General features: G+C 70.5%; 28 protein-coding genes. 7 read left to right on the forward strand and 21 right to left on the reverse strand.

Annotated elements, in window-relative coordinates; translation table 11 throughout:
* Positions 1–21: 21 nt before the first annotated feature.
* From DMP15_RS29865 to DMP15_RS29880, 4 genes are all read left to right on the forward strand, one after another.
* Positions 22–372 carry a histone-like nucleoid-structuring protein Lsr2 gene (locus DMP15_RS29865; protein ID WP_337826972.1) on the forward strand — a complete coding sequence of 117 codons (351 nt, stop codon included), beginning with the start codon at positions 22–24 and terminating at the stop codon, positions 370–372.
* A gap of 76 nt (positions 373–448) precedes the next feature.
* Positions 449–694 carry a hypothetical protein gene (locus DMP15_RS29870; protein ID WP_337826973.1) on the forward strand — a complete coding sequence of 82 codons (246 nt, stop codon included), beginning with the start codon at positions 449–451 and terminating at the stop codon, positions 692–694.
* Between the two features lie 96 nt (positions 695–790).
* Positions 791–1,831, forward strand: coding sequence for a C40 family peptidase (locus DMP15_RS29875; RefSeq protein WP_337826974.1), 1,041 nt, complete (start codon positions 791–793; stop codon positions 1,829–1,831).
* 81 nt (positions 1,832–1,912) lie between these two features.
* Positions 1,913–2,434, forward strand: a complete 522-nt coding sequence (locus DMP15_RS29880; protein ID WP_337826975.1) for a hypothetical protein — start codon at positions 1,913–1,915, stop codon at positions 2,432–2,434.
* 27 nt (positions 2,435–2,461) lie between these two features.
* Here the strand turns inward: DMP15_RS29880 and DMP15_RS29885 are convergent, their stop codons facing one another.
* From DMP15_RS29885 to DMP15_RS29900, 4 genes are all read right to left on the reverse strand, one after another.
* The gene (locus DMP15_RS29885; protein ID WP_337826976.1) at positions 2,462–3,439 is read right to left on the reverse strand and encodes a hypothetical protein; all 978 of its coding nucleotides are present in this window, start codon (positions 3,437–3,439) and stop codon (positions 2,462–2,464) included.
* Positions 3,440–3,508: 69 nt separating this feature from the next.
* Positions 3,509–5,569 (reverse strand): hypothetical protein, encoded by a 2,061-nt coding sequence (locus tag DMP15_RS29890; RefSeq protein WP_337826977.1) that lies wholly within the window; start codon positions 5,567–5,569, stop codon positions 3,509–3,511.
* Positions 5,566–7,134, reverse strand: a complete 1,569-nt coding sequence (locus DMP15_RS29895; RefSeq protein WP_337826978.1) for a relaxase/mobilization nuclease domain-containing protein — start codon at positions 7,132–7,134, stop codon at positions 5,566–5,568. The genes DMP15_RS29890 and DMP15_RS29895 overlap by 4 nt, the downstream gene beginning before the upstream one ends.
* Positions 7,131–7,592, reverse strand: a complete 462-nt coding sequence (locus DMP15_RS29900) for a hypothetical protein (RefSeq protein WP_337826979.1) — start codon at positions 7,590–7,592, stop codon at positions 7,131–7,133. Before DMP15_RS29900 ends, DMP15_RS29895 begins: the two co-directional genes overlap by 4 nt.
* A 324-nt stretch (positions 7,593–7,916) precedes the next feature.
* Between DMP15_RS29900 and DMP15_RS29905 the strand changes: the two genes are divergently transcribed.
* A complete protein-coding gene (locus tag DMP15_RS29905; RefSeq protein WP_337826980.1) occupies positions 7,917–8,336 on the forward strand; it encodes a hypothetical protein in 420 nt (139 codons plus the stop codon).
* 306 nt (positions 8,337–8,642) lie between these two features.
* On the opposite strand, the gene DMP15_RS29910 is transcribed toward DMP15_RS29905, so the two are convergent.
* From DMP15_RS29910 to DMP15_RS29990, 17 genes are all read right to left on the reverse strand, one after another.
* Positions 8,643–9,362 (reverse strand): hypothetical protein, encoded by a 720-nt coding sequence (locus DMP15_RS29910; RefSeq protein ID WP_337826981.1) that lies wholly within the window; start codon positions 9,360–9,362, stop codon positions 8,643–8,645.
* A gap of 184 nt (positions 9,363–9,546) precedes the next feature.
* The gene (locus DMP15_RS29915; protein WP_337826982.1) at positions 9,547–10,557 is read right to left on the reverse strand and encodes a bifunctional DNA primase/polymerase; all 1,011 of its coding nucleotides are present in this window, start codon (positions 10,555–10,557) and stop codon (positions 9,547–9,549) included.
* A gap of 68 nt (positions 10,558–10,625) precedes the next feature.
* Positions 10,626–10,949: a hypothetical protein gene (locus tag DMP15_RS29920; protein WP_337826983.1), complete on the reverse strand. Its 324-nt coding sequence runs from the start codon at positions 10,947–10,949 to the stop codon at positions 10,626–10,628.
* A gap of 97 nt (positions 10,950–11,046) precedes the next feature.
* Positions 11,047–11,613, reverse strand: a complete 567-nt coding sequence (locus DMP15_RS29925) for a hypothetical protein (protein WP_337826984.1) — start codon at positions 11,611–11,613, stop codon at positions 11,047–11,049.
* A gap of 76 nt (positions 11,614–11,689) precedes the next feature.
* Positions 11,690–12,010, reverse strand: coding sequence for a hypothetical protein (locus DMP15_RS29930; protein ID WP_337826985.1), 321 nt, complete (start codon positions 12,008–12,010; stop codon positions 11,690–11,692).
* Positions 12,007–12,489, reverse strand: a complete 483-nt coding sequence (locus tag DMP15_RS29935) for a hypothetical protein (RefSeq protein WP_337826986.1) — start codon at positions 12,487–12,489, stop codon at positions 12,007–12,009. The genes DMP15_RS29930 and DMP15_RS29935 overlap by 4 nt, the downstream gene beginning before the upstream one ends.
* A 23-nt stretch (positions 12,490–12,512) precedes the next feature.
* On the reverse strand, positions 12,513–12,881 hold the full coding sequence (locus DMP15_RS29940) for a hypothetical protein (RefSeq protein WP_337826987.1): 369 nt from the start codon (positions 12,879–12,881) through the stop codon (positions 12,513–12,515).
* Entirely contained in the window at positions 12,878–13,192 is a 315-nt protein-coding gene (locus DMP15_RS29945) for a hypothetical protein (RefSeq protein ID WP_337826988.1), read from the reverse strand. The genes DMP15_RS29940 and DMP15_RS29945 overlap by 4 nt, the downstream gene beginning before the upstream one ends.
* Positions 13,193–13,944: 752 nt before the next feature.
* Entirely contained in the window at positions 13,945–14,436 is a 492-nt protein-coding gene (locus DMP15_RS29950; RefSeq protein WP_337826989.1) for a hypothetical protein, read from the reverse strand.
* 143 nt (positions 14,437–14,579) lie between these two features.
* Positions 14,580–14,807 (reverse strand): hypothetical protein, encoded by a 228-nt coding sequence (locus tag DMP15_RS29955; RefSeq protein ID WP_337826861.1) that lies wholly within the window; start codon positions 14,805–14,807, stop codon positions 14,580–14,582.
* 267 nt (positions 14,808–15,074) lie between these two features.
* The gene (locus tag DMP15_RS29960) at positions 15,075–16,448 is read right to left on the reverse strand and encodes a DNA cytosine methyltransferase (RefSeq protein WP_337826990.1); all 1,374 of its coding nucleotides are present in this window, start codon (positions 16,446–16,448) and stop codon (positions 15,075–15,077) included.
* Positions 16,424–16,894 carry a DNA cytosine methyltransferase gene (locus DMP15_RS29965; RefSeq protein ID WP_337826991.1) on the reverse strand — a complete coding sequence of 157 codons (471 nt, stop codon included), beginning with the start codon at positions 16,892–16,894 and terminating at the stop codon, positions 16,424–16,426. Before DMP15_RS29965 ends, DMP15_RS29960 begins: the two co-directional genes overlap by 25 nt.
* A 138-nt stretch (positions 16,895–17,032) precedes the next feature.
* On the reverse strand, positions 17,033–17,539 hold the full coding sequence (locus tag DMP15_RS29970) for a hypothetical protein (RefSeq protein ID WP_337826992.1): 507 nt from the start codon (positions 17,537–17,539) through the stop codon (positions 17,033–17,035).
* 247 nt (positions 17,540–17,786) lie between these two features.
* The gene (locus DMP15_RS29975; protein ID WP_337826993.1) at positions 17,787–18,464 is read right to left on the reverse strand and encodes a hypothetical protein; all 678 of its coding nucleotides are present in this window, start codon (positions 18,462–18,464) and stop codon (positions 17,787–17,789) included.
* A 210-nt stretch (positions 18,465–18,674) separates the two neighbouring features.
* Positions 18,675–19,070, reverse strand: a complete 396-nt coding sequence (locus tag DMP15_RS29980; RefSeq protein ID WP_337826867.1) for a hypothetical protein — start codon at positions 19,068–19,070, stop codon at positions 18,675–18,677.
* Between the two features lie 64 nt (positions 19,071–19,134).
* On the reverse strand, positions 19,135–20,316 hold the full coding sequence (locus DMP15_RS29985) for a DNA sulfur modification protein DndB (RefSeq protein WP_179763204.1): 1,182 nt from the start codon (positions 20,314–20,316) through the stop codon (positions 19,135–19,137).
* Between the two features lie 100 nt (positions 20,317–20,416).
* Positions 20,417–21,238, reverse strand: a complete 822-nt coding sequence (locus DMP15_RS29990; protein ID WP_337826994.1) for a hypothetical protein — start codon at positions 21,236–21,238, stop codon at positions 20,417–20,419.
* A 133-nt stretch (positions 21,239–21,371) separates the two neighbouring features.
* Here DMP15_RS29990 and DMP15_RS29995 point away from each other — a divergent pair, with 133 nt between their 5' ends.
* Together DMP15_RS29995 and DMP15_RS30000 are read left to right on the forward strand one after the other, a co-directional pair.
* A complete protein-coding gene (locus tag DMP15_RS29995) occupies positions 21,372–21,854 on the forward strand; it encodes an N-6 DNA methylase (RefSeq protein ID WP_337826995.1) in 483 nt (160 codons plus the stop codon).
* A gap of 193 nt (positions 21,855–22,047) precedes the next feature.
* Positions 22,048–22,600: hypothetical protein (locus DMP15_RS30000; RefSeq protein ID WP_337826996.1), on the forward strand; the 553-nt coding region annotated here is incomplete at its 3' end.

A 22,600-nucleotide genomic window follows, 5' to 3' on the forward strand; every position in this document is an offset into this window, starting at 1 on the left:
CAATGAAGAGAGGTTCATGACGTGGCCCAGGTGTTGACCGTCCGACTCGTCGACGATCTCGACGGCAGCTCCGCCGATGAGACGGTCGAGTTCGCCATCGACGGGAAGCAGTACGAAATCGACCTCACCTCCGCTCACGCGAGCAAACTCCGCGGGGTCCTGGCCGATTACGTCTCCGCCGCCCGACGGCACTCGGCCCAGCTCCGCCGTGGACAGCGCCGGGAGGAGACCGCTGGCGCGCGGCCGACGGCCACGGTCAACCGTGAGCAGAACCAGGCGATCCGTGCCTGGGCGCGCAAGCAGGGCATCTCCGTGTCCGACCGTGGACGCATCCCGCAGAGCGTCCTCGACGCGTTCCACAAGAACGCCTGACCGCGACCGGATGCGCAGCTGTGCCCGCCATACAGAATGTGGCGGGCACAGCATCGGGCTCGGCTACGCTGGCGCAATGAACGAGCCGGAGGACTACTACAACGGTGATTTCCTCCAAGATATCGCCGAAAGCCGCCTGCTCGAACTCGGCGGCCGCGAACTACTCGCCCACGCACAACACTATGCAGGCGAAAGCGCCGACCTCATGCATCCCTGGGACGGCACCGGCCCGGAGCCCGAAGCGCGAGTGTCCGAGTACATCGGCTCCCTGTGGCGCTACATCGAGTTGATCGAGTCACGCCAACGCCCAGCGTCGTCGTAGACAGCTCCCGATCATGCCCCGCCGCTACTCGACAGCAAGCGACGACGTGACCACGATACGTATCAACTCGAAGCGCACAAATGATACGTTTTGCTGGTGCGTGCAGCTGCGACCAGCGGGGCCATCGCGCTCGGTCTGGTCCTGTTTCTCGGGTTCCTCCTGATCGTGGCCGTGGCAGGTAGCGGCGCCGGCCGACCCACCCCTGGCCTCCCCGGTGTCGTGTGCGCCCCACAGGGAGCCGATCCGGCGCAGCTGGTCGAGGGGATCGGCCCCGAGCAGGTCAGCAACGCCGGCCTGATCGTTGCCACCGGCGTCGAGATGGGCGTCCCGCAGCACGGGTGGGTCGTCGCCTTGGCGACCGCGATGCAGGAGTCGAACCTGAAGAACCTGGCCAACTCCAACGTCCCCGAGTCGCTCGAACTGCCCAACCAAGGCGTCGGCAGCGACCACGACTCGGTCGGGCTGTTCCAGCAGCGCGAGGCGGGATGGGGCGACGTCGCCACCCGCATGGACCCGCGCCAGTCCGCCCGCCTGTTCTACGACGCGCTCCTGCAGGTACCCGGGTGGGAATCGCTGCCCGTCACCCGGGCCGCCCAGCTGGTCCAGGTCAGCGCGTTCCCCGACGCCTACGCCAAGTGGGAGCAGTCGGCCGCCACGCTGGCCGGGGCGCTGGAAGGGGTCGAGTGCGGCCCCGAGACCGGCCCTGTGCCGGCCGCCGATCCGCAGATCCAGCGCGTCGTCGACCGCGCCATGTCCCAACAGGGCCAGCCCTACGTGTGGGGCGGCGGTGACGCCAACGGGCCGACCAGTGGCGGGTTCGACTGCTCCGGGCTCATGGTCTACGCCTTCGCCGAGATCGGCATCGGCGTGCCCCACCAGACCCAGGCCATCTGGAACTCCTTCCAGCCCGCGATCACCGACCAGGCCGCGATCCAGCCCGGCGACATGGTGCTGTTCTCCTCCAACGGCCAGCCCGGCGGCATCCACCACGTCGGCCTCTACCTGGGCAACGGGCAGATGCTGCACGCCCCCGAGAGCGGAGACGTGGTCAAGGTCGAGCCCGACATCTGGTCCAACTCCTACTACGCGGGGGAGTTCATCGGAGCCGTCCGCGCGACGAACCCCACCGCGGCATGACCCCACGCCGCGCTCGTCGCCCCGTCCGTACGCAGCGGGAGCTTCCCGGTGTGCACCCCCTACGAGAAAGTGAGTACGTCCGTGGCGAACATCAACAATCCCCCGTTCTGGCTCGTCCTGGGCCTGCCCTGGCCGGACGGGTCCCGCAACGACACCGAGGAATGCGCCCAGGCGATCGCGCCGACGTTCATCCCGCGTGAGGCGCAGTCGCGGCCCGTTCAGGCCATCCTCGACTTCGCCATCGGTCTCCACCGCAAACACGGCATGCGCGTCATCTTCCTGTCCGAGCTGACCGGGTTCCTGCGCCGGGCGCAGGCGAACTGGGCCGAGATCGGCGTCCCTGACTTCGACACGGCGCTGAGCGAACTGATCGAGGTCCCGACCCCGACCCTGTTCATGAGCCTCACGCAGTACGCGCACATGCTGCTCTGCACTGCCGGGAACGCTCAGACGATCACCCACTCGCCGGAGAATCCGGCCGGCCGCACCGTCGACCCCTCCGAGTACGCCGAGCTCAAGAAGAACCTGCAAGGCGCGCTCGACCGCGACTGGCCCGCCTACATCGACAGCCTCACGCGATCGGGCCGCCTGCGTGTGGACTAGAACGGCTGCCCTGGTGGGGCCAGGGAGTCATTCGCGTAGAGGCGTCTCGAGTGCCTCGCGCACCTGATCGGCCAGGTCGTCCTCGTCACCGAGGAGCGCCGTGGAGCGCTCGACACCGGGCGGCCTGAGCGTCACCCCGCCGGTGAACTCGTCACCGTCGAGGACGACCGGGTCGGCGATCGCCCGGGACAGGTCGACCGCTCCCGCGAACAGTGCCGCGCCCGCGGTGCTCTGTAGGCGCAGCCCGCCACTCCCGACCAGATCGCGCAGGTTGGTGTGCTGGGCGACTTCGCTCCCCGACATGTCCAGCTCACCGAATACGGCGGCGCCCTGCAGGTCGAGTACGCCTTCGATCAGCGCGCCACGTAGCGACAGCTGGCGCTCCACCCCGAGGTCGATGGCGAGCAGGTCGCCGCCGAAGTACGCCTCACTGGCGTCGAGTCCGTTCCAGGAACGCAGCGCAAGCCGCGTCGTGCCCGTCAGCCGCGCGCGGGCCAGGCTCAGTCCTCCGAGTGCGATTCCGTCGAGGTCCAGGTCGTGGAGCTGGGCATCGCTGAGATCGAGGTGCAGGGTGGCGCGCCGGTTCCGGTCGCGGGCGACCCGCTTGAGGTGAGTACACAGCCGCTGCTGTACCGCCCGGGCCACACGCTCGTCTCGCCCGGCTGGCGCTGCCCGCAGGAGTTCGCACCACACGGCGATCACCGCCGCCGAGCTGGCCCCGTCCCGCTGGGCGATCGCGCCGAGCTCCTCGAGGGCTGCGAACGCTGCGACCAGGTCCTCCCCGGTGAGCCGGGCCGCACAGTCGTCGATCCTGCTCGACGGGCCGATGCCCAGAGCACTGGTGTCACCCCCCTGAGCCGGGGCCCCCAGAGGGACTTCCGCCCGCCCTCGTGGGCGCAGTACGACGAACCCCGACACCACGATGGCCACTGCGGTCGCCGCGATCGCAGGAAACAGCCACGCTCCAACGCTGTGCAGACCGGCAGCCGCGGCGACCCCACTCACCCTGCTCTCCTTCCCCTGATGGCTGGGTCGGCGCCGTCGACGGCGCCCACCTCGCTGTGTCGGCTGGGTTCAGCGACGTGGGCGCGGGGCGCGCGTCGCCTGCCGAGTCGGCGCCGGCTGCGGAGGCGACGAGACCTGCCGGGTCTCCGAACGCACCGCCGCGCCGGGCTCGATGGTCGGGGGGCGATGGGCGACCTCGGCGCGCAGCGCCGCCGCGGTCGGCACGCCGGACTCCTCGGCATGGGCGATCGCGCTCTCGCGGTCGGCTCGACGCCGGTCGATGCCGGCCTCGTCCTGCCCGATGAGGTCTTCACGTGGCCGGGTATCCAGGTCATCCGGCGTCCGTGCGTGCGCGGCGGCCTGCTCCTCAGCATCAGCCGCGCGACCCCGCGCCTCGGCAGCCCGGTTGAACTTGCTCCAGACCTCTCCCGGGTCCGGCGCGGCAAGGATCTCCGCGATGTACGCGTCGTCCTCGACCGTGCCGGCGCCTCGCGACATCTCCAGCGCGGTGCGCTCGACGGCGTTGGTCGGATCGAGCTCGCGAACCTCGAACGGCGGCGGGGGCACACCGTCCCGGACGGCCTCAGTGACCGGACCCGGCCTGCGCGACTCCTCAACCTCGGTGAGGTCCCTGACCCGCGCCGCGTGCTGGGCATCGCGTTCCCGCCCCGACACCTCGCCCGCCCTGCGGGCCTCGTTCTCCCGGAAGTCAACCCCCCGCCGCAGCAACGTCTTCAGATAGCCCGCAGGGGTGACGGCGCTGCGGATTCGGTCCTCCGGCAGCCGCGCAAGCTCGTCAGCAACCGGGGCACCCTGCTCCTTCCACGCCAGCAGCTGCTTGGCCAGCCCCGGCCAGGCGCGGCACCCGATCACCGAGTCCGCGGTCTCCGGCGCGAGGTAGCGGCGCATCATCCGCTCGGCCGGTCCCAGGTCGGGACCCGTCCGATACACCCCGGTCTCCGCTTCGGCCGCCGCACGCCTCGGCTCAGCTGTCGCCTCGGTCGGCCGCGACGAGCGCGCCCGCTTCTCCAGCACCCCACGCAGGTACGCGGCGGGTTCACCGGCCTCGTTGATCTTCTTGCCAGGAAGGCCCGCCAACAGGGGGGTGAGGTCATGGCCGTCGGACCGCAGGTCGGTCAGCTGCGCCTTCACCTGCCCGAAATTGCGGCTGCGGTACACCCGGTCGGCCTCCACACCGGCCTCGTGCAGTCCCTGCGCGAGCGCCTGGTCGACCTCGCGGGCGACGACCGGGTCGACCTGTACGGCATCGACCACCTGTAGCCGGTCGGCCACCTGCGACACCAGACTGCTCGTGTAGCCCGCGAGGTTGCACAGCTCCTGGTCCTGCTGGTCGTACCAGGCACGGAGCGCACCGGTACCGAGCCGACCGAGGACGTCCTCGATCGCGTAGCCGCGGTCCTCCAGACGACTCAGCTCGTGAGCCAGCTGGTCGATCGAGGAGTAGTCGACATCGTTCTCATCGCGGCGCGGGCGAAGTACCCCCGCAACGAGGCCAGGGTCGTGCGCCCACGCCGTGTGCAGGCCATGGGCCAGCCGCTCACGCAGCTGCACCTCGTCCTCACGCACCTCGGTGCGAGCGTGCTCGGCGCGCAGGAAGCCGTAGGTACCGAGCTCGCCGAGCGACTTGAGCGTGCGCTGCTCGCCGCGGGTCACCTCATCCTGCAGCCGCAGCGCGGACTCCCGGTCGGGGACGACCACGAACACCGACAGCGACTTCTCGTGGTACGAGCCGTGCGCCCACAGCCCCCACCCTCCGCGCGTGCCCGACGGCGAGTTCTCCGGCATGGGCCCGGCCGTGGTGTGCACCGTCCAGCCGAACTGCGGCTCGCTGCTGGTCCTGTGCTCGAATCCTTCCGCCCCGTTCGCGCTGCTCTCGCGGAAGGCTGCCTCGTCGGCCGCGGCCATCGCGCGAACCCGGGGGTCGAGGTCGTTGGCGTACTGCTGCGCCGTGCGGGCAGCCGCACGCTGCTGACTCCAGGCGGCCTGACCCAGTTCCATCCGGCGCTGCCGCAACGCGTTGGCCGTCACCAGCATCAGCTGCGTCCAGGCCTGGACCTGCTCCCGCCCAGGGCTCAGCAGAGGAACGTCCTGGTCGATCTGACCCGTCATCGGCCTCTCCCTCGCGTCTGGTTCTCCTGCCGCCGAGCCTGCGGAGCCCGGGCCGGCCCCGGCGGGGGCTGCTGCGGCCGCTGACGGCGCGTGGTCTTCGTCTGGCCCCGGCCCGGGCCGTTCGACGTCGTCCGCGCCGAGGTGGCCTGAGCCGAACTGCGCAGCGCGGTGCAGCTGCGCTGCGCGGCCTGCGCCTGGGCAAGGCGCGCCTGTGTCTCCCGCAGGGCGGCGATCTCGGCGACCAGCGCTGCCAACGCCAGCACCAGCCGGGCCCCGTCGCCCGCGCCGTGGCGGCTCACGGTCCGCGTCGCGGCCAGCCGCCACGCCGACTGTCGCAGCGCCTTCGCCACCGGCGACCACCGCGACGGCAGGACCTGGCCCGGTACCCGGGTCGCCCGGTCCAGGTCGTTGCCCGCGTCCCGGCGCACTCGCTCGCCCTGGTCCTGACGGCCGGTCACCGCGCCCACCGCGGCGAGCATGTCGCCGGCCGCGTGTGCGACCCCGTCCGCGCTCGCCCCGGTCTCGCCGGCGGCGAGGGTGGCCGTGGCGTGCTCCATCGTCGAGACCGCATCGTCGATCGCGGCCGCGCGCTCCCGCGGGCTCACCGTCGCCCGGTGCGTCTCCTCCGCTGCGCCGGACACCGGCACCGGTGCGGGCGCCGACTCCCACCGCAGCACCAGGTTCGGCAGCGAGAGGTCCCGGGCCAGCGTGCGCCCGGAGAACCACACCGGCTGACCAGCCCGTGTGACATCACCCGGCGCCGCCACGGAGTACCCGACCATCGGGGCGTGCTGCTCCCCCGACTCCGGGTCCTGTTCCGGCGGCCCGTAGCGCGGCCGGACCAGCACACCCAGCTCTCCCAGCGCCGCCACGAACGCTTCCGGGTCGCGTGCCTGCACCGCCGCGACCCGTGCCGTCCGCCGCAGCCACTCCCGCGAGGACTCGTCCAGCTCCCGTCGGGCCGCCTTCTCCTGCTCGGCCTGCGACGGCCCGGTCACCGAGCTCCGGTCGGCGCCCGCCGTTGCCGCCAGCCCCAACTCCGCCTCCGCGGCTTGGCACGTCTCCCGAGCCCGGACGAAGTCCCGGTACGGGTACACCCGCTTCCCCGACTCCTGACGCACCAGCACCGCCGCGACGTGCACGTGGTCGTCGTCATGCCGGATCGCGACCCATCGACAACCGTCCGGATCCCCGCGCTGTGCGATCCCCGTCCGGTCCAGCAGATCCTCGACCACCCGCGCCCACTGCTCGTCGCTCAGCACCGGATCCTCCGGTGAGTTGCGCAGTGAGCAGTGCCAGACCGGGCCCTGCCGCATCCGCTTGCCCTGCTCCACCACCGGCTCACGCAGACCCACCCCGGCCCCGACCGCCGGCGCGCTGAGATCGTCGACCAGGGCGCGCACATCGAACGAGCCGTCCGCAGCCTGCGCGGGCTGATGCGTCTCGGGTGCCCCGTCCCAGGTAGCCACGACCCGCTGCCCGGTGTGCTCGTTGAACCGCCCCGGGCCCATCAGGTAGCGGATCAGCCCCTCAGCGCGCCACCCGCGGCTGATCTTTGCGATCACCGCCGGCTCCTGCTCCGCCGCGCCTGCGGCATCGCCTCGGTCACCTGCTGATCGACCTCAGTGACCGTGCGGTCGATCCGCTCGACCGCCCGTGCCACCATCTGCGCGACCTGACCGACTGTCGACTCGAGCGCCCCATCGGTGTTCGCGACCCTCGCGATGTCGTTGAGGTTCCCGCCGATGTTGCGCAGCACCCGGCGGTCCTCCATCAGCTCCGAGCGCAGCCCCATCAGCCTCTGCATCCGCGAGCCGGCCGCACCTGCCGAGACCCGAGCACCGGGCACCACCGGTTCGGGCAGCTCCGCAGCCCGGGCCGCCGAGTCCCCCACCCACGCACCCGGGGCCATCGCCGCCCGGGCCGCCGCCGCTTCGATCGCCGCCCACTCCGACTCGGAGAACGACACGGTCGTGGTGTGCGGCCGTCCGCCCTCGGCACGAGGGCGTCGAGTCCGGGTCATCGAAGATCCCTCCCCTCGGGTTGGCGTGGCGCCGGCAGGACCGGACGTGGCGGGCCGAGATCACCCGGACCCGACGCCGACGATCTCACACGCCAGCCTCACATCGGTGTTTTCCTTAGGAAAACACCTAACTTGCTCCGCCGATTTGTGGGGCGACGCGTGCGGCGGCTCGAAATCGGCGGGACCCCGGCGCCCCGTCGGGCGTGCGGTCGCGCGCGTCGCGCGGTGCGGCCTCATGGCGGCGCGCTTCGCTCGCGGTCGCGAGTACCAGCGTGTATCAGAGTGCATCGCGGGATTGATACACATCGCGGTACAGTCCGCCCTATGAACACGCGCGGGGCGACAGCGCAGGCCAAGACGCAGGCTCGTAAGGCGGCCCAGGACCTTCTGCAGGCACGGATGCGGCCCATCACCAAGCTCGCCGAGCTGGGGGTCGAGGTGGACAACGCACGCGCGGAGTCCGACGCCGCGCGGGAGCGCCTGAGGACCAAGCAGGAGGCCTACGCCGACGGCTACCGCGATGCGCGCGACGCCGGGTGGAGCCCGGCCGAGCTGGAGGAGATCGGGTGCGGCACGCAACCCGCCGGCGCTGCCCTGCGCACGACGCCCCGTCGCACGGACCACGACGGCAGCACGAGCAGCGCCACGCCCACCGACCGCGACGATGACTACAGCGCCCACGACTCCGCCACTCCCACCCCGGAGCCGACGGACCTCGACGCCGCACACACTCAACCGTCCTGAACCGTCCTCCGCCGCATCGTCGGTAACCAGGCGGCCGGCACACGCGCGCAGCACGAAGGCGCCGTACGCGGATGCGTACGGCGCCTTCGGTGTGTGTAGCTCGTTCAGGCTCTCGACCTGGGCAGTCGCCGATGCCGCCGGGACGCGGCCAGCACCATCCCCGCGAGGGGCCGGGTACAGCTGCCAGCGCGCCCAGCAGGGGTCAGTGGCAAGTGATCACGGAGCGCTAGCGCAGTGATCGCGCGGCAGCCGGGGAGCGCAGCGACCCGTGCAGTTCACGAACGACGCGGCGGCCTGGTGGCCAGCTCACTCACCGGTCTTGGCGTGTCCGGCCCGGCCGGGGCGGCTCCGCCGGTCGCCGAACTCCCACAACGCGCGGCGGTGCCAGAGGGCCCGCCCGTCGGCATCGGTCTGCTCGGGCGCCGGGAAGTAGTCACGGTTGCGCGAGAGGAAGCTGCGGATCGTCGACTCGTTGCGGTAGCCGAGCACGCGGGTCGCCTCGGTGATGTCGACGAGCTCGTCGGGCTCGCCGGTGTAGTCCACCGGTGTCAGCGAGCGACGCTTGGCTGCCTCGCGCTCGTCGTTCCACGCGTCGGTCTCCTCGAGGTCGAAGTAGAGGAACCGCTCGAAGCGCCGCACCGGCTCGGGATGCTCGTTGTCGGCTCGCTGGTGGTACAGCACGGCGAGCCATTGCGCGTCCAGGCGGTAGCGCTCGGCCATCCCGGGCCGGTTGATCAGGGTGCGCCCCTCGTGCTCGATCGTCGCCGGTGGCTGCTCGCGCCGCGCGGCTGCGTTCCGGACCGTGTCGACGAACGCGCGCATCGCCTCCAGGTCCCACCACTGGCGGCGGCCTTCCCGATACACCAGCTCGGGATGGTCGTTCGTGTCCCGGTCCCGCCACCAGGTCCGCGCGGTCGACTCGCCGATCCCGAACTCCGCGCAGAGCGCGGCGCGCGTGACGAGCACGCGCCCGTCGCGCTCGAAGCGGTCGGGCGTGCGGGGACTGGCCTGTCGTGCGGGTGACACCAGCACGATCCTAGGCCGCGTCATCACTCCTCCTCGCCGGTACAGACCGCCCCGCACGACACCGGGCCCGACCCGCGCGGCCCGGACGGGACCGGCTCCCACTGCGTCCGGGGCCGGATGCTCCAGCCGGCCGTCCGGTGCCCGCCGGTGTGTGACCGGGCGGGCACCGGGTCGGCGGGGGCGTTCATCGTCGGTCCTGCAGCTCGGCCTCGGTGATGACGCGAGGGCGCTTCATGCCGTAGTCGAGCCCGTTCTCGATGGTGGTCGTGACTTCCTGGGCGGTCGTGATGCTGCGGACCCGACCGGCGGAGTCCGTGGTCGTGCCGACGTGGGTGAGCGCCACCTCGAGCAGTCGGGCGAGAGCGTCGGCCCGCGTGAGGTGCTCCCCACCCACGAGGTTGCCCACCTTCAACGCGGCGTCGCGTCGCGCCTTGTGCCGCCTGCCCACGCCCTTCGGCACCGTCTTCAGCTTGTCCAACTCGGCCTCGACGATCCGGTCGACGTAGGCCTGAACGCGCTTGCCTCGCGTTGCCGACGTGCCCGCATGGGCTGCGCGCGGCACCGGGATCGGCTCCGGCTGCGGTGCAGGGCGCGCGGCGCACATGGCGTCGAGCAGCCAGCGCGGCAGCGGCGCGATCGGTCGGCTGTTCTGCGCCCGGTAGACCCCGTCACTACGCCGGGAGGTCGCGGCAACGATGTAACCGCCCCCCGCTCGGACGTCCAGCAGCGGCGCGAGGCGGCTCTCCGAGTTGCGCAGCTCGACGTCATCCGGCGCGCGGAAATAGAGATGAACGCCCTTCCGCGGGCTCTGAACCCGGTAGGTGTCCAGCGGGAACTTCTCCCCGGCTGCGTCGGCCATCCGCTGAAACACCTGCAGGCCGTGCTTGCACCCCTCATACGGCTCGGCCAGCTCCGGCGCCCCGGGCTTCGCCGGGTCGAGGTCGACGACCACAAGCCGGGAGGGGAGCGTCGCTATGGCCAAGTTATAGGGCCGCTTCGCCCACCACTGCATGATCTTCTCCGGGTCACGGGTGGCCTCGTTCTCCCAGTCCTTCACCGCGGGCATGTTCTTCGTGCCCGGGTACAGCGGGAACACGTACAGCCCTGCCGCTGCGGCCTCCAACGCCCGCTGTCCCCGCTCCCCGAGCGTGCTCCCGTGGCCGGTCGTCGGTGCGGGCTGCGTCTCGTTCGTCATCTCCGCTCCTTCTGCTGTCGGACCCGACCCCGGGACCCGCCGCGCGGCGGGCCCCGGGATGCGGTCGGTCACGCGGGGTCGGTGGCCCAGGACGGGCACCACGGCTGGCAGAGCTGCCCGGCGGGAGCGCCACACAGGTCGTCGGCGCCCTCGCACGGCACGGCGCGGCGCACGATCTCCCAGGACGAGCACGACGGCTCGCACGACTGCCCGGCGGGGGCGCCGCACGGCTGGTCGACTCCCCGGCACGGCTGGTCCCGGTGCTCGTTCAGCACCGCGGTGACCGGGTCGGTCCCGACCCGCTCGCGCACGGGCCCATGCAGAGCTCCGCGGATCGCGGCGCTGATGGCGGACATGCCGCCCGACTGGGGGTGGCGGGGCGTCGTGGTCATCTCGGACTCCTTCGGTCGTTCGGTTCGCGGTGGTTGTTGGACTCGCATGCCGTACGATTCCAACACTTTAGATTTTACAGCGCTTCCTGATGGTTCGCTACCCTCTACCACCATTGACCTGCGATTTTTCCTGGCCGGGCGCGTAGCTGGCCGCGTAGGCGATGTCGACGCTTCGGTCCACCGGACGGAAGCCGGCGACCGGGTAGCCGCGCTCGTCGTGCTCGACCTGCCGGAAGAACCTGCCGCACTCCGGGCAGCCCATCGTCTGATGGTCCCGCCAGCCCTCGGGCGGGTCGTCGAAGCTATGAGCGGTGCCGTCGCGGTCAGCGAAGTAGAACCCGCTCCCGGCTGGTTCGTTGCCGCAGGGGCAGACCGGGTCGAAGCGCGAACCGTGCACCTCGTCCCACGCCTCTTCGACGTACTCGACCTGCTCTCCGCGCGGGGCGGCCGCGAGGGTGATTTGCTCGACCTGGTCCTGCAGTCGCGTGAGCATTGCCTGCAGCTCGTCCTTCGTGCCGTGCACGGCGATATCGTCGTCGTCCCCAATGACCAGGACTGCCTCGTCGAGTCCGAGTTCCTCGGCCGGGCGCAGCGCCTCGGTCGCTTCGTCGCACCCCAAGGTGCGGACCCGACCGGTGGCCAAGACCCAGTGCACGTTGTTCATCTATCGCTCCTGCTCTCTGTCCGGCCGCTGGCCGGGGAGGTGCGGTGCGGCTCTACGCCGCGCCGCCCCTACTGGTTTAGTTTTTACAGCACTTGGCGCAGGATCGTGATCGCGGCGCTGCGGTTGTCGACATCGTCCAGATCCCGCATTCGCTCTGGGACTCCCGGAACCACGCCACGGCCGCAGCCACTGCCGTGTCGACGTCGAGTTCCCCGGCAATCTGTGGGAGCTGCTGCGCCACGACGGCATCGGCCACCTCGATCGCGACATCGTCACGGCGGTGCAGAAGGCGGTCCGGTGCACATCCGGCTTCGTAGCTGGGGTGCTCGATCAGCTCGGCGCGGGCCTGCGCGTACTGCGCGACCAGCTGCTTCAGGTGGTCCAGGTCGGTACTCACGTCAGCACCTGCTCCATTACGTCCTCGGCCGCGCTCCAGGATCGGGCCGGTGGGTACACCCGGTGCAGTGCGCCTACCAGGGCGCCCGGTTCGATCTGCCCGGCCGTGACCCCGTCGAGCTTGCTGGTGATCTTGGGGAAGGTCTCGCGCAGTTCGCGCTCCTGGGCTGACGGCATGCTCACCAGTGCCTGGCGCAGGACGTCCACGATCGTGGCTTCCCCGGCCAGCATCAGCACGTAGTCGCGCAGTGCCTCCTGGGGCATGCCCCAGTGGGTGTCCTGCTCCTCGTTGTCGGCTGCGGCGTGCCCGCGCAGCCAGACCTCGGCTTCGTCGATGTAGCGGGCCCGGGCGAGCGCGGCCGTGATCGCGTCGGCTTCCATGCAGGACATCGCCGGACCGACGTCGCTGGCTGTCCAGCCGTTGCCGAAGACCCACGCCAGATGCGCGAGGGCATCGTTGGGGGCGGTCTGCTGGTTCATGGCGGTTCCTCTCGTGTCGATGTTCAGCGGTTACTGAGGTCGGTGACCGCGTCCAGGACGGCCGCGACGAGTCGGTTGCCCTCGTCTCGTGCGGTGTCCCGCGCTCCGGCGTTGTGGAAGGTGCGGTAGCCGGGGGTCAGGGCTTCCGTGGCGGCGAGCTCGGCGCGGTGGCGGTCACCGGCCGCCAGGTGCGGGCGGATCGCGCGGAACGCTCCGCGCAGCTCGTCGGCACTCATGGGCATCCCGGCGACGACCCCGTGTCCGTCACGTCCGCCGATGCCGCGCATGAGGCGCAGCAGTACGGCGAGCAGGACAGAGGTGGTGGGGGTCGACTCGATGCGGGCGAGGGTGTCCATGGCGAACTCCTTGATGGTGAGGTTGTGCGGGGTCACGCCTCCAGCCGGGCAAGCTGCAGGGTGATGCGGTGCCCCTCGGCGGCCAGGACTGCCACATCGACCCCTGACGGGGTCTGGCGGCCGAGCCCGTCGTCGTAGGCGCGGAACTCGTCGCGCACCTGCTCCGGGTCGAGCCCGTCGACATCTCCCTCTCCGGCCAGCGTGACCAGTCGCCGCGCGGCGCGGCGCATCTCGGACCGCAGGTAGGTGGCGGCCCGCTCGTCCGCGTTCTCCTCGGCGCGCATCCACGCTGCGCTGAAGTCCCGCTCGGCCTGCCTGATCTGGGCCTTGGTCATCGCGTCCGTCATGGTGATCTCCTCTACCCTCTTCCGCTCTCTGTTATTTTAGAGTTTACATCGCTCATGGAGTGGTGGCAAGGGTTTTCGGGGTTGATTTGGGGTTTGACCTGCGGGTTTAGGTTGGGGACTCTCCGCAGCGAGGCCGGGTCCAGGGCAGCGCCCTGGCCCCCCGGGAGGGGGCGGCCCGGCAGGGCCGAAGATCAGCTCGGGCGTCGGGCAGGGCGGTCCCGCTGAGGGTGGGGGTCTCTCCTTGCGTCGGCAGGACGGCGTCCTGCACGAGGTTCTGTGGAGCGGTCAGCCTCGCGATAGCGATCGCGGAGCTTGCGGAGCGGCCGGAGCGCCAGCGGAGGGGCTGTTGAGCGGAGCAGGTTCTCGTGCACCGTCCTGCTGCCGACGCAAGGAGAGATCCTCACCCGGGGCCGACCGGCACGACGCCCACCACGATGCCAAGCCGCGAGGCGCTGCGGACTCGGGTGCATTCCCACGTCGTCGCGCATATCGGCTCTGTCCGGCGCCGGCCAAAGCCTCCCGCTCGCCCCGCCCGTGGGAAGCCGTCGCCGATGCCGTCGGGACGCGGCCAGCACCATCCCCGCGAGGGGCCGGGTACGGCTCTCAGCGCGCCCAGCAGGGGTCAGTGGCAAGTGATCACGGAGCGCTAGCGCAGTGATCGCGCGGCAGCCGGGGAGCGCAGCGGACCGTGCAGTTCACGAACGACGTTGCGGCCTGTGCACTCGTTCCGACAATGGCGGGGCGAGGGCGGCTCAGTGGGCCGTGCTCTCGAACGCGGGCTGCCGCTCGACCACGAACGCTCGCCATTGTTCGGCGGCCTCGTCGTGCCAGAGGAAGTCCTCGGTCGTCGCGAGCTGGAACAGGTAGAACCGGCGGCCCCGGACGTCGTGGCCCGGGTAGCGCGGCTCGAACCCGGCCGCCTGTTCCTGGCGCCCCCGCTCCTCCTCGGCCTGGTACGCCTCGGCCAGGGCCGGGAACGCCGCCCCGACGACCTCCTGACGGCGCTTCACCTCGGCGACCCGCGCCGCAATCCGGGCTCCGCGCTCGGGCTGTTTCCACCCGGTCGCCCGGACCGCGCAGCGACGCCCCAACTCCAGCTCGCCGTACTCGGGGTGGATGACCTGGAACGCGCGGGCCCGAACCCGGCGGGTGCAGCACTGACATGCGGTGTCGGCCTTGACGATCCCGGTCAGTGTCCACTCGCCTGCGGTGGCGGAGATCAGCTCACGGGTGGTGGCGGTCATGACGGGTCCTCCTGGGGAGACGGTGTCGATGCGCGAGGGCCTGGTCTGGTCGGCGGCGACCGAAGAGCGTTGTCGACCCCGATGGGCCGAGCCGCTTACCGCCACGGCTGGTGCGTGACCAGCCGGACGGATGACGGGCCGGCTCAGGCGAGGACGTCGACCCGCATGTCGCCGCGCACGTCATCGGCGACGGTCCCGTCGGCGAGGGTGAGCCGGTAGTACGGGTCAACGTCGTCGCACAGCTCCACGGCGACGATCGGCTGCGTCGCGACAGGCGCATCCCACTCGCCCGTCATGCGACGAATCGAGAGTTCAAAGAGGAAGTCGCCAGTGGCGAGGCGGTCAACGTAGGTCTGTCGGGTGCCGGTCATCGTGTCCTCCGTGTGTTGGTGATGGAACGTGGCCCGGTCGGGGTTCGGTCTAGGCTCGGTGGGCGTCGCGGCGCTTCGGGCGCCTTCGGGCCCTCGGTTCGCGGGCCGTGACGCGGATGGCCGGTGGCCTCATGCCGGGCGCCTTCGGGCGTCGCCCTTCGGGGCGAGCCACCGGCCATCACCTGAACTCGTGGCCGTTGGCTGACCTCCTCGGCGTCGCCCGTCGGTCCGACGGGCGACGTCGAGGCTCAGGCGCGTAGCCCCTGCCTATCGGGGCGCTGGTTCGTTGATGCTCGTGCCGGTCACGGCCTCGACGACGCAGGCGATGATGTCGCGGGAGACCGGCGGGGTGACCGCGTTGCCGCACATCTTCACGTTGTCGCGCGAGCTGGTCCCCAGCAGGACGTATCCGGGCGCGAAGGCCATGCCGAGCTTGACCTCGTCGGCCATCAGCATCCGGAATCGGCAGTCCTCGACTCGGATGTCGGTCTGCATCACCGCGTCGCCTTCGACGGCGGTCTGGGTGGGCATCGGCCGGTTCACGCCGCGCAGGGATCCGGTGTCGTAGGCGTAGAGGACGTCGGGGTCCCAGGAGACCAGCGACTGGTGTCCGGCGGTGGTCAGCGTGCGCGCGGGCTCGTCGATCGGGGTGCACATCTCGGCGCCGCCGGTGTTGTTGCGCATCAGCATGGCCAGGCCGTGGTGGTTGCCGTTCGCGGCGAAGGTGTCGAGCGGGTCGTGCACGGTCTTGGCGCGGTTGTTGTTGCGCAGCGGGACGACCACCACGGCCTCGGTGTCGCGGGTGGTGCGGGTCCGCATCGGCTCGTCGGTCGGGCGGGCCTCGGTGTTCCAGGTGCCGCCGCAGGGCACGAGCAGCCCGTTCTCGTTGCGCGCGGTCTGCACGCGCATCGGCCGGCTGGTCGGCTGCGCGACCTTGCCCTCGCGTCCTTCGACCGGGATGACCAGACCGTCGAGCGCGGTCGCGGCCTGACGCTCGGCGATTCGCTGCAGTCCAGCGGTGCCGTGGGCGCGCATCAGGGGGGCGTGTGCGATCGCCTTGGACGGGGTGGTGTGCATGGTGCGCAGCGGGTCCTCGACCGGCCAGGTCCGCACGCCGGGGCGGCGCTCGAAGGTGTTTCCGGCGGCCTCCAGCACGATGGCTCCGGCGTGGCGGCGCAGGCCTGCCTCGATGCGCGCGTAGGTCTTCGGCTTGAGCGGGCGTGCGCGGTCGCCGATGCGCTGGCCGGGGTTGGCCAGGTCGATCGCGGCGGCGGCCGGGAGCACGTAGGGCTGGACGATGTCGTTACGGCAGGACACGTGCGGGCAGCGGAACACGTACTGCTGGCCGTAGGCGCCGTGCGGCTTGCTCGGGTTCTTCGGGGCCCGCATCGCGGTCACGACCTCGCCGCAGGTCGGGCACCAGGCGCGGGGCCGGGTCCAGCGCTCGAAGTCCGGGCGCCGGTAGCGCTCCTGCCAGAAGACCACATAGACCCGGTCGCGCAGCTGCGGGGCGGGTGCGCCGAGCTGGTGGGCGAACGCGCTGTTGAGGGTGAGGACCTCGTGGCGGTAGCCCTGCGCCCTCATCCGGGCGATCCACTTCGGGAAGTGCGCCCACTTCAGCAGCGGCAGCACGTTCTCCACGACGCTCGCTTGTAGCGGTGGTGCTCGGCGAAGCGGGGCACGTCGTGCATCAGTGCGCGGGACCGCTCGCGTGCCTCGTCGGCCAGCGGGGGCTCGTCCTCGATGTCCTCGGTGGTCGCGAGGTCGAACAGGGTCGGCTCGGTCGTCTCGGCGAAGTCCTGGCGCTCGCCGCGCGCCTGTGACCAGAACGTGCATGACGGCGAGGCCCACAGCCCGTCGGTGGACGGGTACCGGGCGGGGTCGATCTCGGCGATGTCGGCGACGTCGTGGTCGACGTGCGGCATGTTGTGGTTGTGCGTCTCGATCGCTAAGGCCCAGTGATTACAAGCTGTAATCACGGTGTTGCCCGGCACGCTCTCGATGCCTGACGACGACCCTCCGGCGCCGCAGAACAGGTCGGTCCAGCTGAACATGTCCGACGCGCGGACACGGTTGATCAAGCGCATGGGTGTCCCCCATTTCCAGGTGTTTCGGCTGCGGTGTCGGGCGGGTTTTGCCGTCCCTCCCAACATGTCCTACTTTACAGCGTTTATGGATGGTTGGCAATACAGATTTGCGCATTTTCCCTGGTGAGAAGGGGTGCGCTACGACGGGTGTGCGCGGTGGCGTGAGCGCCGGGACCGACCGGTTACCGCGTCCCCAGGGCGGGCCGCACGTGCTGCGAACGCGCGCAGCGTGCTGCGCTTCCAGCGGCGCCGGACGCGCCCGGAAGGCAGATCCTCGCAGTCGTCGGCTTCGGGGAAGTAGCCGTCGTTGCGGGCGAGGTAGCCCCGGATCGTGGACTGGCTGGCGTAGCCGAGGAACCGGGTGGCGGCGGGGACGTCGAGCAGCTCGTCCGCGTCGCCCGCGTCGTCCTGGGCCAGCCGTCGGTTGGCCTGCTTGTGCTCGGCCCAGGCGGTGTACCACTCGATGACGCGGTGCTCGTCGAAGAAGGCCTCGCGGCCCTGCAGGTGTGCCTCGGGGTGGCCGTTCGTAGCGCGCTCGACGTAGAGGTTGCGCTGGGTCTTGGCGCTGATGCCGGTGCGGTCGGCGATCTCGGCACGGTTGATGTGCGGGCGGCCGTCGACGTCGATGCGGTTGGTGGTCGGCACGGGCGTCTCCGGAAGCGACGGTCGGATGTGGGCTGCGGCGCGGCGAGGGTGGGGTCGGTGGCCGAACCCCGCAGGGTCCACCCCCGGACGTGCCGAGGACGTCGGCAAACAGCCACCGACCCCGCCGACCGGCCGGCAGCCCGGGTCACCTGGAGCGCCCGTGTTCGGCCGTGTCGGCTCGGTCTCACGGTAGCGGAGCTCGAGGTGCGGGCTCACGCACCGTTCCTCCTGCTCCACGAGGAGCGAGCTAGGGCCGGTCGGCGAGCACGGCGGGGACCGGGGAGTGGTCGGCGATGTGGTCGCGCAGTCTCGGCGACAGGAGGCCGGCGACCGCGAGGAGGTCGCGGTGTCGAACCGCAAGGGGCAACTGCAGCAGCGGCTCGTGGTGGGCGACCCGGTTGCGGAGCGAGTGGAGTTGGTCGACGCGGTCGCGGACGTCGATCCGTTTCGTTCCCTGGGGGAACGTACGGTGTAGGTGCGTGCGCCACAGCTGGTCGTGGCGGTTGACGGTGAGGTACCGCCAGAAGCCGAGGTTCAGCTCGGCGATGACCTTGCCCGGGGCCGGCTGATCGGTGCCGGAGTGCTCGGCGGCCGCGGAGACGGCCTCGGTGATCTTCTTGCGGGTCGTGTGGTTCGCATCGTAGGGGCCGCGGCGCCCCTTCCTCATCTGCCTCGGGAAGTGTCGTTCTGGGGCGTGCACCCAATGCGGGTCACCCGCTCGATCGCGGGAGCTGAGCGCGCGGTCGTAGGCATTGCGGAGCGCGACCTCCAGGTGGCCGAGGTCGTGGTGGAACGCAGCAGCTGCCCGGGCGTTCCATCCGTAGCGGGCGAGGGCGAGCGTGGGGTCGCCGTCGGCGTCGGCGAGGTAGACGGCGAACCGGGGCCTTGACAGCCAGTCCTCGATCCAGCGGTCAGGGTCGCTCATCATCGCCTCTCGCTGCTGCAATCCTGGTGTCGGGTTGTGCCGAGTCGTGTAGCATGGTCTGTGAAGAGCCCCGGAAGCCTCTGACCCCTCGGCGGTCACGCGACCGGGGCTTTGTATTGACGAGGCTCGTCCCCGATATCCGGGGACGAGCCTTCGTCGTATCGCGTCATGGGACGTTACCGGTGGTCGGGACGGCGAGACCGTCAGCCGTCAGGCCCAGGCCCAACCGCCGATAGTGCGGTGGAGTCCGGTGTGCCCGGCGAGCCCGACGGTGCAGTCGGAGCCGTAGACCGGTGTCGTAGCTGGGCAGGGCGGGAGGTTCCTGGTCAGCTGCGCCAGCCGTTCGGCGAGGCGGTCCCGGTCGGCGGTGCGTTCGGTGAGCTGGCCGGCCCGCTGTGTGGAGGTCGCCTCGACGAGGGCCATGTCGTCATGGAGCTGGTCGTGCTCGGCGAGCAGCCCGCGAACATCCGCCCGGCGCGGCGTCCGGCCCTCGCTCAAGGCGTAGCGCACCCTGGCTGCGGCGGTGTCCTCGTTGCCGCCGTCGTTGTTCTTGCCACGGTCGTCGCCCTCAGCTGGCGTGCGGGTGGGAGTGTCGCTCGAAGACAAGTGCGTCGCCGTGTGGCGGTGGTGGCGGGCAACCCGGCGGACGGACCTTGGGTGTGGGCGCGGGTCAGGTCGTGGCGCTGCGGTCGAGATTCATGACCTCGTGCAGGATGCGGCTGGCGGCCTGGCGAGTGGGGAAGCTGTTGCGGGTGGTGCGCCGGTCGCCGGTACCGGTTGGGGTCACGACGCCGGCGTCGGTCCAGCGGGGGTTGTCCCAGCTGAACAGGTCCAGCTCGTCGTCGGTGTCGGCGAGGTGGGCGAAGGCGGTCTCGGGGTCGACGCGGTTGATGTACATCGTCGACATGGCACCGATCAGCCCATAGATCACGACCGCGGTCGAGGCGATGTTGGTGGCGCGCTGTTCGCGTCGCTTCGGGGTGGACAGCCGTCCGTACTCCGGCCGCGCGGCGACCAGTGACTCCCAGGCGGCGATCAGCCAGCTGGCCTGCCCCTCAACGTCGGCCTCGCTGACAGGGCCGCCCTTCCACGATGCTTCCAGGGCCTTGCTGACGGTGTTGAAGGCGGTGAGCTTGTTCGAGCTCGCCGATACCGAGTTCGACAGGACCTCGATGTTGTCTTGTCCGAGGTGTCGGCTGCCGTTGACCAACTTGCGTGCGAGTTCCTGCTCGCGGGTCTCGCTGTATGCGTACTTGGCAGTGGAGTCGTTGACCTTGTCCCCGCGGGTGTTGTAGATCGTCGCGACCTTCGCGGCCTGCTCATCGTTGAGCAGCCAGATCCGGACCTGGAAGCGGGTGTCGAGATCGAAGCTGCCCAGTTGGTTGCTGGCGGCGGCGAGGATCGCCTTGATCCGTGAGAGGGAGTCGACCGCGCAGTCGAGCACCCCCTCCTCGATCGTCATGTTGATGTGGCCGGTCTCGTCGTCGTGCCACAGCTCGAAGTGGGAGCTGTCGGGGTTGAGCCGGATCGAGATGTTGCCGATGATCGCGTTGTTGTCCAGCAACTCGCTGGTCCACTTGTTGACCTTGCTGCGGGTCTTGCCGGTGAGCCGGTCCTGCTGGTGGGCGGGGCGAATGTTCCCGGTCAGTGTGAGCAGCCCGCTCCGGTACAGGTCGACCAGGAATCCTGCGGTCATCTGCGTCTCGATCTGCGCGCTGCCGGCGTCGTCGACTTCCGCGACGTTGATGATGGTCAGCGGGTGAGTCATCTCGGTGTCGTGTTCCAGCTCAGCGCTCTGCCCGGTCGAAGCCTGGATGGTCTGGTCGGCGGCGGTGGACTGCTGCACGGTCATGACGCACCTCTCGGTGGTTGGGATCGAGGCGCAGGGTGCGCCTGAACCAGGAGACTACGTCGGTATACGTGCAGTTGCCACAAGATTCGTGCGCTTATCATCAGTAACGTGTAGTTGAGTAGGTGGACGTGCAGTTCCTCCAGGCGTCGCGGGTGGGTGAGCCAGGTTCCGGTGCCGTGGCCGGGCGGGGTCGTCTTCTAGGGTGTGGCGGGTGTCGTCTCCGCTGGCTATCGATCTCCCGTCTCTGGTTCGGCGTCTGGCTGATCGGAGGCCGGGCAGGACCGAGGCGAACGTGCAGTCCGACCTGCACATGCTTCTCACGCAGGCACCTCTGCAGCTCGATGATCAGGACCTGCAGGAGATCGTGCTCGAGTCCCCGGCGGGTCAGCGGCGCCGGATCGATGTCGAGGTCGGGTTCTGCGTCTTCGAGGTCAAGCGGGACCTGCGCACCGGCAACGTCCGCGAAGACGCGGTCGTCCAGCTGGCCGGTTACGTGTCCTCTCGGCGCGAGCAGACCGGGCAGCGCTACGTCGGAGTCCTCGCTGACGGCGCGGAGTGGCACCTCTACCACCTCGTCGGCGAGTCCTTGGAGCTGGTGTCGAGCCTGCACACCGACGTGCGCAACTTCGAGCCCGACACCCTGTTCGTCTGGCTGGAAGGAGTGCTTGCGACCGGGGAGAAGATCACTCCGACCGCACGGGAGATCGAACAGCGCCTCGGCGCCGGCTCCGCCGCGCACGCCCTCGAGTTCGCCGAGCTGCGCGCTCTGTACGAGCGCCACCGCGACGATCCCGGCCTCGTCCTCAAGCGCAAGCTGTGGACCAAGCTGCTCACCACCGCGCTGGGCACCAACTTCCGCGGCGAGGACGACCTGTTCGTCGAACACACCCTCCTCGTCGCGATGGCCGAGATCATCGGGCACGCCGTGGTCGGCCTGGATCCCACCGACCAGTCCATCACCCCGGTCACCCTGCTGTCGGGGCGCTTGTTCGCCTCGCACGAGATCGGCGGGGTCATCGAGTCGGACTTCTTCGACTGGCCGGCCGAGGTGGCCGGTGGGGAGCCGTTTCGTGCGGGGCCTGGCCCGGCGCCTGGCCCGGTTTGCCTGGGCACACGTCGAGACCGACGTGATGAAGGTGCTCTACGAGTCGGTGATCGATGCCGAGCAGCGCCACAGCCTCGGCGAGTACTACACCCCGGACTGGTTGGCCGAGATCGTCGTCGAGGAGACCGTCACCGACGCGCTCACCGAGCGCGTCCTGGACCCCAGCTGTGGATCCGGCACCTTCCTGTTCCATGCCGTACGCCGCTACATCGCCGCGGGCGAAGCCGCAGGAATGGGCATCGGGGAGATGCTGACCGGGGTGACGAGCAAGGTGCTCGGCATGGACGTGCACCCGGTCGCGGTCACCCTGGCCCGGATCACCTACCTGCTCGCGATCGGGCCCGAGCGCCTCGCCCACGACGACCCGGCCGGCGTTCTCCGTGCCGGTCTACCTGGGCGAACTCGATGCAGTGGGGGCAGCAGAACACCCTGATGAACACCGACGCTCTATCGGTGCCCACCGACGGCGGGCAGCTGTTCGACGACGACCTGCTGTTCCCCCCATCGGTCCTGCACGACGCCGGTCGTTTTCGACCGCCTCGTCGCCGAGCTCGCTGATCGGGCCGCCGCCCGCGCTCCTGGGAGCCCCGTCCCGTCGTTGAAGGCGACGTTCCCGGCTGTTCGCCGTGCACGACGACGACCAGCCCATGCTCACCGCGACCTTCGCCAAGATGTGCGAGCTCCACGACACCGGGCGCGACCACATCTGGGGCTACTACATCCGCAACCTCGCCCGCCCGCTTTCACTGGCCGACAGCGCAAACCGCGTCGACGTCATGGTCGGTAACCCGCCCTGGCTGGCCTACCGCTACATGCCCCCACAGATGAAGTCCGAGTTCCGCGAGATGAGCACCGCACGCGGGCTTCTGGGCCGGGGCAGCGGGTCGCCACCAACCAGGACCTGTCGGCGCTGTTCGTCGCCCGCGCCACCGAGCTCTACCTGCGCAACGCAGGGCCGGTTCGCCTTCGTCATGCCCCTCGCGGTGCTGACCCGCAACCAGTACGCGGGATTCCGCAGCGGCCGCTGGAGCCCCGGCGGGACCGGTGGGGGCGCAGCGAACGTCAACGCCGCCCTCGACACCGCCTGGGACCTACACGCGGTCAAGCCCGCCTTCTTCCCCGTCCCCGCCTCGGTCATCCGCGGACACCGCACCACCGAACACGGCAGCACCGCCCCCG

The sequence above is a fragment of the Pseudonocardia sp. UM4_GMWB1 genome, from assembly GCF_017312155.1.
Lineage (GTDB): Bacteria > Actinomycetota > Actinomycetes > Mycobacteriales > Pseudonocardiaceae > Pseudonocardia > Pseudonocardia alni.